Source organism: Sphingomonas bacterium (genome assembly GCF_903643065.1).
Lineage (GTDB): Bacteria > Pseudomonadota > Alphaproteobacteria > Sphingomonadales > Sphingomonadaceae > Sphingomonas.
In genome coordinates this window covers 1-10,466 of sequence record NZ_CAHJWX010000028.1, presented here as the reverse complement: position 1 = coordinate 10,466, position 10,466 = coordinate 1, and the positions used below count along the sequence as shown (strand labels likewise).

Sequence of the window (10,466 nt, the reverse complement as noted above, 5' to 3'; positions counted from 1 at the left end):
GCTGCGCCAGCCGGGCGGCTGCGGGCTCGACCTGTCGGGGATCGCGAAGGGCCATGCCGTCGACGTGGTGAGCGACCTGCTGCGGCAGGCGGGGCGTCGGCATCATCTGGTCGAGATCGGCGGCGAGTGCCGGGGGCGGGGGCTGCGCCCGGACGGCGAGCCGTGGTGGGTGGACGTGGAAACGCCCGCGCCGGTGCCGCCGCTGCGGATCGCGGCGCACGAGCTCGCGGTGGCGACGTCGGGCGATCATCTCCGGGGAGTGCACACGATCGATCCGCGCACCGGCCGGCCCGCGACGGGCGCGATGGCGGTGACCGTGGTCGCGGCGACGGCGATGCTGGCGGATGCGTGGGCGAGCGCGCTCCTCGTGCTGGCGCCCGACGCGGCGACGGCGCTGGCGACGCGCGAGGGACTGGCGGCGCGATGGCTGGACCGTTCGAGGAACGAGCGGATCAGCCCGGCACTGGCGGCGATGCTGGGGTGAGCGGGTGTTCCGCTGTTTCGGGCGGCTTGCCGAATGAGGTTAACCCGATCTTAGGTTCGCGACGGCATCCCTGATCCCGACGAGTGGGGAGACGGGGTTCATGCTCTACAGCGAGCGCCTGGAGGCGGCGGGTGCGCTCGGCGGCGTCGGCAGCGCCGCGTTGCTGGACGCGATCGCCGACGACATCGTCGCGACGGACGGCCCGGAGGGGCTGCGCGAGGCGATCGGGACGCTGGTGAGCCGCTATGCCGACACCGCGCATGCGCCCAAGCCGTTCCAGCCGGGGGTCAGCCCGGTGCCCGTGGCCGGCAAGGTCTATGGCGCGGCGGACATGCGGATGCTGGTCGACTCCGCGCTTGATTTCTGGCTGACCGCCGGCCGGTTCAACGAGGCGTTCGAGCGCCGGCTGGGCGAGCGGATCGGCGTTCGCCACGTGCTCACCACCAATTCCGGCTCGTCCGCCAACCTGCTCGCGCTGGCGGCGCTCACCTCGCCCGCGCTGCGGAACGACGCGCTGCAGGCCGGCGACGAGGTGATCACCTGCGCCGCCGGTTTCCCGACCACCGTCAACCCGGCACTCCAATACGGCCTCACCCCCGTGTTCGTCGACATCGACGTGCCGACCTACAACATCCGCGCCGACGCGATCGAGGCGGCGGTGGGGCCGCGCACGCGCGCGATCATGATCGCGCACACGCTGGGCAATCCGTTCGACCTGGGCGAGGTGATGCGGGTCGCCCGCAAGCACGACCTGTACGTGATCGAGGATTGCTGCGACGCGCTCGGCGCGACCTATGACGGGCGCGAGGTCGGCACGTTCGGCGACGTCGGCACGCTGTCCTTCTACCCGGCGCACCATATCACGATGGGCGAGGGCGGGGCGGTGTTCACCAACCAGCCGCGCCTCAAGCGGCTGATTGAGTCGATGCGCGACTGGGGCCGCGACTGCTGGTGCGCGCCGGGCGCCGACAACACCTGCTTCAAGCGGTTCGCGCGCAAGCTGGGCGACCTGCCGCAGAACTACGACCACAAATACACCTACAGCCATGCCGGCTATAATCTGAAGATCACGGACATGCAGGCCGCCGTCGGCCTGGCGCAGCTCGATCGGCTGGACGGCTTCATCGCGGCGCGGAGACGCAATTTCGCGGCACTGCTGGAGGTGTTCCGGCGTCACACGGACGTCTTCCTCCTGCCGGAGGCGACGCCGAACAGCGAGCCGTCCTGGTTCGGCTTCCCGCTGACGATCCGGCCCGAGTCGGGGGTGAGCCGCGACGCGCTGGTCAAACATCTGGAGGCCCGCAGGATCGGCACCCGGCTGCTGTTCGGCGGCAACCTGCTGCGCCAGCCCTATATGCGCGGGCGCGACGTCCGCGTGGCGGGCCCGTTGACGAACGCGGACCTCGTCACCGAACAGACCTTCTGGATCGGGCTGTTCCCCGGCATCGGCGGCGATCACATCGGCTATGTCGCCGACACGGTCGCGGCGTTCCTGGGGCGCTGAGACGATGGTCGCCCTATCCGACCTGACCCGCCGGTTCGTCGCCGAACGGACCGTCGAGCCATTGATCGTGCTCGACTTCGACGGCGTGCTCTTCAACAGCGCGTCCGAGGCCTGGTCGGTGTGCAACCGCTCGGTCGCCGGGCGCGCCGGTTATCGGCAGGATGTGTCGTTCGACGAGTTCATGGCGTTCCGCGCCGTCGTCACCGACGCGTGGCAGTATAACCGACTGCACGACGAGCAGCGCCGCGCGTCGCCGGCCGAGCTGGCGACGCTCACGCCGGATCAGCCCGACCGCGACTTCGCGACGCGTTTCTTCGCCGCGCGCGCGGCGATGATGGAGGACGCGGACTGGCCCCGGCTGATGGCGCCGTACGACTTCTTCCACGAGCTGCGGCCGCTGCTCGTCCAGCACCCCGATCGCTTCGCGATCCTGTCGACGCGCGACGTCGCCTCGATCCACCGCACGCTCGCCTTTCACGAGGCGGATGTCGTTCCGGTTTTCGGGCAGGAGGACGTTCGGCGGCACGGCTCCAAGCTCGCGGTCGCCGAGGCGCAGGGCTGGCTGGACGACGACGCGCGGCCGGTCGTCTACCTCGACGACATGCGCGCGCACCTCCAGCCGTTCGCCGGCCGCGTGCATCGAACGCTCCACGCCGGCTGGGGCTATGACCAAGCCGACCCGGACAGCCTCGATCCAACGACGGCGCTGGCCTTGCTGCGCGCCCTGCTGACCCCGCCGGCGCCGGTCCGCGTCAAATATGCCGACCAGATCGCGCGATGGCTCGCCGCCGCCGGCTACACGCATTATTTCTATGTCGGCGGGGGCAACATCATGCACCTGACCGAAAGCCTCGACCGCCATCTGACCGGCGTGCCGGTGGTGCACGAGGTCGCCGCCGGGATCGCGGCGGAGTATTTCAACGAGATCGCCGCCCCGGCCAAGGCGCTGGCGCTGGTGACGGCGGGGCCGGGGCTGACCAACATCGTCACCGCGCTCGCCGGCGCCTATCTGGAAAGCCGCGAGCTGCTGGTGCTCGGCGGGCAGGTCAAGACGGCCGACCTCGCGCGTGGCCAGCTGCGCTCGCGCGGCATCCAGGAGATCGACGGCGTCGCGCTGGTCCGGTCGACGACCAAGCTCGCCTGGCGCTTCGAGACGCCGATCGGGGCGGCGGACTTCCTGGACAAGCTCCAGGTCGGCTGGACGCCGCGCAAGGGCCCGGTGTTCCTCGAAATCCCGCTCGACGTCCAGGCGGCGACGGTGGACGAGGAGCCGCTGCCGCCGATCGCGCCGCCGGTGCTGCCGCTGATCAGCGAGGCGGTGCTCGACCGGGTCGCGGGGCTGTATGACCGCGCCGAGCGGCCGGTGGTGCTGATCGGTGGCGGTGTCTCGCATGCCGGCGCCGCCGCATTGCGCGAGCGACTCCTCGCGCTCGGCGTGCCGACGATGACCACCTATAACGGCGCCGATCGGCTGGACGGCGACGATCCGGTCTATCTCGGGCGCCCCAACACCTGGGGCCAGCGCGCCAGCAACATCGTCATTCAGCGCGCCGACCTGATCATCGCGATCGGGACGCGGCTGGGCTTGCAGCAGACCGGGTTCAACTGGCGGGCCTTCGGTCGCGATGCGACGATCGTGCAGGTCGAGATCGACCCGGGCGAACTCGCCAAGGGCCATCCGCGCGTCGATCTCGGATTGGCGGTCGACGCGGACGATGTCGCGCGGCGGCTGTTCGCGCGGCCGCTCGCGCGGCACGACGACTGGCTCGCGCAAGCCCGGCGCATCCGCGACGTGGTGCCGCGCGTGGAGCCGGTCAACACCACGGGCGAGGGCTTCCTCTCGCCCTACGACTTCATCGTCGCGCTGGAGCCGCTGACCAGGGACGACGACCTGATCATCCCGTGCAGCAGCGGCAGCGCCTTCACGCTGTCGATGCAGCTGTATCGGCAGCGCTTCGGCCAGCGGCTGCTGACCAACAAGTCGCTCGCGTCGATGGGCTATGGCCTGTCGGGCGCGATCGGCGCGGCGATCGGCGGCGGCGGACGACGCACGATCCTGATCGAGGGCGATGGCGGCTTCGCGCAGAATCTGCAGGAGCTTGGCACGGTCGCGGTCAACGATCTGGACCTGAAGATCTTCATCTTCGACGATGGCGGCCACGCGTCGATCCGCATGACGCAACGAAGCTATTTCGGTGGCAAGTATCTCGGCTGCGACCGGCGATCGGGGCTCGGCCTGCCCGACTGGAGGCGCGTGTTCGCCGCCTGGGACGTGCCGGTACTGACGCTGGGGCCGGACTGGAACCGCGATCCGGCGGTGCTGGCGCGGCTGGACGCGTCCGGCCCGGCGGCGTTCATCGTGCCGGTCGATCCGGAACAGACCTATTTTCCCAAGATCACCAGCCGCATCACCGCGACCGGATCGATGGAGTCGAACCCGATCGACCGGATGACGCCGGAGATCGACTATCTGGCGGGCTGTTGACCGATGGACCCGACGCGCACGCTGCTGGTGATCGGCGGCAGCGGTTTCTTCGGCAAGTCGATCCTCGACGCGTTCGGGCGCGGGCTGCTGGCTCCGTTCGGGATCGGCCGGGTGATCGCGGCGGCGCGTCGGCCGGAGACCTTGCGGGCGACCGCGCCCGAGCTGCTGAGCGCTGGCGTCGAGCTGGTCGCGCTCGACGCGCTGACGGCGGACGCGCTGCCGCGCGTGGACGTGATCGTCCATGCCGCCACCACCAGCGACGCGCGCCGTCATGCCGCCGATCCGCTGGGGGAGCGCGCCGCGATCGTGGAACAGGCGGAGCGGTTCGCGGTGCTCGCCGCGCGATGCTGCCCCGCCGCGCGGATCGTCTATGCCAGCAGCGGCGCGGTATACGGCACGCAACCCGCCGGGGTCGCCGCGCTCGCCGAGGACGCGCCGTTCGGCGACGCGGTCGGGCTGCCCGCCTACAAGCGCGATTACGCGGTGGCGAAGCGCCTGGCGGAGGCGGCGATCGCGCGTGGCGGCGCCGAGCAGGGGCTGGCCGTGTCGATCGCGCGCGCCTTCGCGTTCGTCGGGCCATACCTGCCGCGCGACCAGCATTTCGCGATCGGCCAGTTCCTGGCGGATGGCCTGGCGGGGCGGCCGATCGCGGTGCGCGCGGGGACGCCGGTATACCGCAGCTACCTGCATGCCGATGAGCTGGTCCGCTGGCTGCTGACCATCGCCGACTCGGCGACGCCGGCCTGCCCGGTCTATAATATCGGTTCGGACGAGGCGGTGGAGATGGCCGATCTCGCCGGGCGGATCGCGCGGCGGTTCGGCGTGCCGGCCATCGTGCCGTCGCGCGCCGGCGGGCCCGTCGATCGCTACGTGCCGTGCACGGCGCGGATCGCGCGCGAGCTGGGGTTGGTCGCGCCGTCGCTCGACGCGGCGCTCGACGCCACCGTCGCATGGCTGACCCGTTGGCCGGCGCTGCTGGACCAAGTGGCATGACCGACCCCGACATCTCCGTCGTCATCCCGACGCGCAACGAGGAAGCCAACGCGCTGGCCATCGCGCAAGCGGTGATCGGCGAGCTCGAGTCGACGGGCGTCAGCTTCGACCTGATCTTCATCGACAATGCGTCGCGGGACCGCACCGTTCCGATCCTGCGGGACCTGTGCGCGCGCGACCGGAGGGTGCGGCTGATCGTCAACACCCGCGACTTCGGCCAGATGCGCTCGCCGACCCACGGGATTTTCCAGGCTCGCGGGCGCGCGGTGATCAACATGTGCGCCGATTTTCAGGACTCGCCGGCCTTGTTGCCGGAGTTCGTCCGGCGCTGGCGCGCGGGCGCCGACATCGTGCTGGGGGTGCGCGAGTCGGAGCGCTCGTCCGCCGGGTTGGCGATGACGCGGCGGCTGTCCTACGGGCTGGCGCGACGACTCGGCGACTATCCGGTCGTCCCCAACGCCACCGGCTTTGGCCTCTATTCCCGCCGCGTCGTGTCCCAGATCGCGCGGCTGCGTGAGCCGGAGCCGTTCTTTCGCGGCATGCTGGTGGAGACGGGCTGGCCGATCGAGCTGGTCGGCTATTCGCGCCCCGCGCGGGTGGGCGGGCGCTCCAACAACGACTTCTTCACGCTGCTCGACTTCGCGCTCTCCGGCTTGGCGAGCGCGTCGAAGCGGCTGCTGCGCGCGCCGCTCTATCTGGGCGCGATCGGCCTCGCGATCGGCCTCGCGCTGATCCCGCTGGCGCTGGTCGCCGCCGCGCTGGGCCATGGCGGCTGGGGGTGGGCGGCGGCGATCGCGGTCGAACTGCAACTCGCGCTGCTGTTCGGCTTTCTGGGGCTGATGGGCGATCAGATCCGGCTGATCGCCGAGCGTGGTCGCGAGACACCGCTGGTGATCGAGCGCGAGCGGGTGAACTTTCCCGATGCCGACTGAGTTGGCGCGGCGCCGGCTCGGCGAGCTGATCCGCTTCTACCAAGCCGCCGCGATCAACACGGCCGTCGGCTTCGGCCTGTTCGCGCTGCTGATCCGCTGCGGGACCAATCTCTATGTCGCGCAAGGCTTGGCGCAAATCGGCGGCGTCGCGTTCAACTACCTGACGTACAGCCGCCACGTGTTCCGCGACCAGCGCGGCTCGAAGCGGTCCTTCGCGCTCGCCTACCTGTCCAACTACCTCGTCAACCTGCTGCTGCTGGCGGCGTTCGAGCGGGTGACGGCGTCGCCCTATGCGGCGGGGCTGGCGGCGACGCTGGGCGCGTCGGCGATCAACTATCTGGCGCTGCGGTCGCTGGTGTTCCGTCGGCCCCGGTCGCTGCCCGCATGATTCGGGCGCGGTCGTTCCGGACGATCGAGCAGGCGCTGGCGCTCGCGGTGGTCGCGGGTGCCGCCTGGTCGGTCGGTCATCTGCTCGTGCGCGGCTGGCTGCCGCAACCCTTCTACCCCGATCCAGCCGATTACTGGATGGACTGGTTCCACACCGCTTGGTGGTCCCGCCATGACGGCGCCTATGATCGCTGGCGGACGCTCTATCCGCCGGTATCGTTCATGCTGCTCAGGGCGCTGTCGCTGCCGCGCTGTTACCTCGACGGCAACGACGCGGCGGTGCGGGGCTGCGACTGGGTGGGCACGATCGCGCTGCACGGCTGGTACGTGCTCGATGTGCTGCTGATCGCGGCCACCTTCACGGTGCAGGACCGGCGCACCGCCGTGCCGCGCGCCGTCGCGCTCACGCTCGGGTTGCCGATGCTGAACGCGCTGGATCGTGGCAACCTCATCCTGGTGTGCCTCGCCTGCTTCGTGCTCGCGCACGGGCCGTTGCTGCGCGGCGTCCGGTCGCGCTCGCTTGCGCTCGGGCTGACGATCAACCTCAAGGTCTATCTGATCGCCACGGCGTTCGCCGTGCTGCCGCATGGGCGCTGGCGCGTGTTCGGAGGAGCGTTGCTGGCGACGGGCGGCGTGTACCTGCTGTCCTGGGCCTGCTGGGGCGCCGGCGATCCGGTGGCGCTCGCGGGCAATTTGATCGGCTGGAGCGTCCACCTGCGGGAGGTCACCAGCCTGTGGGACATCTGGTACAGCACCGCCTATGGCCCGGTGGTCGCGGCGCTGAACGGGTCGCTCGTCCCGCTCGGCCCGGGATGGACGCGGGGCCTCGCCGCCGTCATCCCGCCGGTGGTGCACGGGGTGCAGGTCCTGATCCTGGTCGCGGCGGTGGTCGCCGCGCGGCAGCCCGCGACCGTGTCGCCGCAGCGGTTGCTCAACCTGGCGACGCTGATCGCACTCGTGACGTCCGACGGCGGCGGCTATGCGCAGGTGCTGACCATCTTCCTGACGTTTTCCGAGCGCCCGCGCGGGATCGGCGTGCGGGTGGCGCTGATCGTCGGTTACCTCCTGTCGGTGCCGGTCGATCTCGGCCTGGTCCACATCGTCACGCGGGCGGCTGGCGACGGCGTCCACGCGGGGCCGATCGTGGCGGACTATTGGCTGACGCTGGGCCAGTTGCTGCGCCCGGCCGGCGTGCTCGTGCTGGCGAGCGCGCTGTCCTGCGCGACGATCCACGACGTCTGGCGCGCGGATCGAGCCGCCTCGCCCGGTCGTCGGGCAAAGAACCGTGGCGTTCAGGCGGTCACGAAGCCGGATTGATCCCCGACCCGCGCTTGTCCTATGCCCGTGGAGTCGGAGCGCGGGTGGGAAGCCGCGTCGCGCCATCCGGTCGATGCAGAGGAGCTGAATATGGCACGGACGGCGGAGAAGCGCGGCAAGGACGAGACCAAGGCGGCGGAGAAGAAGGTCAAGGCGACCGGCAAGCCCGCCGGCGGCGCGCGCGGCGGCATCACCGCTCCGGTGACGCCGTCTCCCGAACTCGCCGAGATCGTCGGCAAGCAGGACCTGCCGCGCAGCGAGGTCGTCAGCAAGGTGTGGGAATATATCAAAAAGCACGATCTGCAGGACGCGAAGGATCGCCGCCAGATCAACGGCGACGACAAGCTGCAGAAGATCTTCGGCAAGAAGTCCGTCAGCATGTTCGAGATGAACAAGCATCTGAGCGCGCATCTAAAGGCGCCCGCCGCCTGAGCCCGATGCCGCCGGCCGCTTCACGCGGCCGGCGGCGCCCGCATCGCCGCCCCGTGCGTTGACGCGCGATGGCGACGGATGAAGCGCAGGGGCAGCGCGCCCATGTCGACGAGACGGTGGAGCAGCTCGGGCGGCTGTACCAGGAACATGACGAGCGCACGACGCCGGTCCAGCGCGTTGCGAATCGACTGACCGCATCGCTCAGCCGGCCGTCGTCGCTGGTCGTGATCTTCGGCGCGATGATCGCCTGGACGGTCGGCAACGAGGTGGCGCGAGCGTTCGGGTCGGCGGCGCTGGAACGTTTCCCCTTTCCCGACCTGGAGTTCGTGGCGACGGTGACGGCGCTGCTGATCGCGTTGCTAATCCTCACCACGCAGCGCCATCAGGACGATCTGGCGGAGCGGCGCGCGCGGCTGACGCTGCAGATCGCGGCGCTGAGCGAGAAGAAGATCGCCAAGATCATCGAGCTGCTGGAGGAACAGCGCCGCGATAACCCGATGCTGCCGACCCGGGCGGACGCGGTCGCGGCGTCGATGGCGGTGTCGGTCGATCCGAGCGACGACCTGGGCGAGCCCGCCGCCTAAGGCGTCGCAGCGGCTCACCCATCGCCATGTTGACGCGCGGCCCATCCTGCCGCACGTTTTTCGTCATAATCCATACGGCGACGCGGCCTCGGCGACGATCGAGCGGTCGCCCGTCGCTGGTCGGAGATCGCGTCATGAAGCTGTCCGTGCTCCTGCTGGTGCTCGCCACGTCCGCGGCGTTGGCCGGTCCCGTCACGGCCCCTCCACGCTGGCCGACGGGCGGCGCGGGAGACCAGGTGCAGGGCGTGAGGGTCGCCGATCCGTATCGCGGGCTGGAGGATGCCGCCGATCCGGCCGTGCGCGGCTGGAGCGACGCCGAGAACGCGCGCACTCGCGCCTATCTGGACGCGGTGGCCGGGCGGGCGGGCGTGGCGGCGCGGCTCGGGCAATTGGCGAAAGGTGGCTCGCCGGCCTTCGCCAGGCTGCGCGCGGCGGGTGGGCGTGTGTTCGCGCTCTATGCCGATCCCGCGCGCCAGCAGCCTGCGCTGGTGACGATCGACGGGGCCGCCGACCCCGCGTCGCGCCGCGCGGTGCTCGATCCCAATACCCTCGATCCGAGCGGGCATACCGAGATCGACTGGTTCCGGCCGTCGCCGGACGGCACCCGGGTCGCGGTGTCGCTGTCGCGCAACGGCAGCGAGGACGGCACGCTCCACGTCTATGAGGTCGCCAGCGGGCGCGAGATCGATGCGCCCATCGCGCGTGTCCAATACCCGACCGCCGGCGGCTCGCTCGCCTGGACGGCGGACGGCGGCGGCTTCTGGTATACCCGCTATCCCGGCGACGACGCGCCGGCGGCGGAGCGGCACTCCAACCAGGCGGTCTACCGGCACCGGATCGGGACGCCGGCGACCAGCGACGCGCCCGTGCTGTCGGCCGCCAACGGGGTGCCGCGCACGGGCGAGATCTATCTGACCTCGGCGGGCGGGCCGCTGGCGCTGGCGTCCGTGTCGCTGGGCGATGGCGGCGAGTGGCAACAGTTCGTGCTGCGCGACGGCCGCCCCCCGCTCAAGGTGGCGGCCTATGAAGACCGGATCGTCGCCGCCACGCTGGCGCGCGAGGGCACGCTGTTCGGCCTGTCGCGCCGCGACGCGCCGATGGGCAAGGTGGTCCGCCTCGGCGCGCCCTATGCGGGCGCATTCGCGAGCGCGCGGGTGATCGTCGCCGAACGCCGCGATGCCGCGATCGTCGACGGTGGCGAGACCGGCGAGCCGCTGGTCGTGGCGGGTGACCGGCTGGTGGTGAACCGCATCGCCGGCGGGCCCAGCCGGGTGACCAGCTATGCGCTCGATGGCGGCGACGCGCGGGACCTGCCGCTGCCCGACGTGGCGGCGGCGGGCGAACTGGC

The 10,466-nt window shown here is 70.9% G+C and carries 9 protein-coding genes and 1 pseudogene; all 10 read left to right on the top strand.

Annotated features, from left to right (window positions below):
- Positions 1 to 484: FAD:protein FMN transferase (locus HUU95_RS02130; protein ID WP_174278585.1), on the top strand; the 484-nt coding region annotated here is incomplete at its 5' end.
- Positions 485 to 584: 100 nt separating this feature from the next.
- Positions 585 to 1,988, top strand: coding sequence for a lipopolysaccharide biosynthesis protein RfbH (gene rfbH, locus HUU95_RS02125; protein ID WP_174278584.1), 1,404 nt, complete (start codon positions 585 to 587; stop codon positions 1,986 to 1,988).
- 4 nt (positions 1,989 to 1,992) lie between these two features.
- Positions 1,993 to 4,473: a thiamine pyrophosphate-binding protein gene (locus tag HUU95_RS02120; RefSeq protein WP_254602567.1), complete on the top strand. Its 2,481-nt coding sequence runs from the start codon at positions 1,993 to 1,995 to the stop codon at positions 4,471 to 4,473.
- Between the two features lie 3 nt (positions 4,474 to 4,476).
- Positions 4,477 to 5,466, top strand: coding sequence for an NAD-dependent epimerase/dehydratase family protein (locus HUU95_RS02115; RefSeq protein WP_174278583.1), 990 nt, complete (start codon positions 4,477 to 4,479; stop codon positions 5,464 to 5,466).
- The gene (locus HUU95_RS02110) at positions 5,463 to 6,398 is read left to right on the top strand and encodes a glycosyltransferase family 2 protein (RefSeq protein ID WP_254602566.1); all 936 of its coding nucleotides are present in this window, start codon (positions 5,463 to 5,465) and stop codon (positions 6,396 to 6,398) included. Before HUU95_RS02115 ends, HUU95_RS02110 begins: the two co-directional genes overlap by 4 nt.
- On the top strand, positions 6,388 to 6,786 hold the full coding sequence (locus tag HUU95_RS02105) for a GtrA family protein (RefSeq protein ID WP_174278581.1): 399 nt from the start codon (positions 6,388 to 6,390) through the stop codon (positions 6,784 to 6,786). The genes HUU95_RS02110 and HUU95_RS02105 overlap by 11 nt, the downstream gene beginning before the upstream one ends.
- Positions 6,783 to 8,102, top strand: coding sequence for a hypothetical protein (locus HUU95_RS02100; RefSeq protein ID WP_174278580.1), 1,320 nt, complete (start codon positions 6,783 to 6,785; stop codon positions 8,100 to 8,102). The genes HUU95_RS02105 and HUU95_RS02100 overlap by 4 nt, the downstream gene beginning before the upstream one ends.
- Before the next feature lie 90 nt (positions 8,103 to 8,192).
- Positions 8,193 to 8,534 carry an SWIB/MDM2 domain-containing protein gene (locus HUU95_RS02095; RefSeq protein ID WP_174278579.1) on the top strand — a complete coding sequence of 114 codons (342 nt, stop codon included), beginning with the start codon at positions 8,193 to 8,195 and terminating at the stop codon, positions 8,532 to 8,534.
- A gap of 68 nt (positions 8,535 to 8,602) precedes the next feature.
- A complete protein-coding gene (locus HUU95_RS02090) occupies positions 8,603 to 9,118 on the top strand; it encodes a DUF1003 domain-containing protein (RefSeq protein ID WP_174278578.1) in 516 nt (171 codons plus the stop codon).
- Between the two features lie 134 nt (positions 9,119 to 9,252).
- Positions 9,253 to 10,466 (top strand): annotated as a pseudogene (locus HUU95_RS02085) (hypothetical protein); the annotation flags it as partial.

Bases quoted from the DNA above. Each gene is read 5' to 3' on its own strand.
- rfbH (WP_174278584.1), top strand. From the start codon at position 585: ATGCTCTACAGCGAGCGCCTGGAGGCGGCGGGTGCGCTCGGCGGCGTC.
- HUU95_RS02120 (WP_254602567.1), top strand. From the start codon at position 1,993: ATGGTCGCCCTATCCGACCTGACCCGCCGGTTCGTCGCCGAACGGACC.
- HUU95_RS02115 (WP_174278583.1), top strand. From the start codon at position 4,477: ATGGACCCGACGCGCACGCTGCTGGTGATCGGCGGCAGCGGTTTCTTC.
- HUU95_RS02110 (WP_254602566.1), top strand. From the start codon at position 5,463: ATGACCGACCCCGACATCTCCGTCGTCATCCCGACGCGCAACGAGGAA.
- HUU95_RS02105 (WP_174278581.1), top strand. From the start codon at position 6,388: ATGCCGACTGAGTTGGCGCGGCGCCGGCTCGGCGAGCTGATCCGCTTC.
- HUU95_RS02100 (WP_174278580.1), top strand. From the start codon at position 6,783: ATGATTCGGGCGCGGTCGTTCCGGACGATCGAGCAGGCGCTGGCGCTC.
- HUU95_RS02095 (WP_174278579.1), top strand. From the start codon at position 8,193: ATGGCACGGACGGCGGAGAAGCGCGGCAAGGACGAGACCAAGGCGGCG.
- HUU95_RS02090 (WP_174278578.1), top strand. From the start codon at position 8,603: ATGGCGACGGATGAAGCGCAGGGGCAGCGCGCCCATGTCGACGAGACG.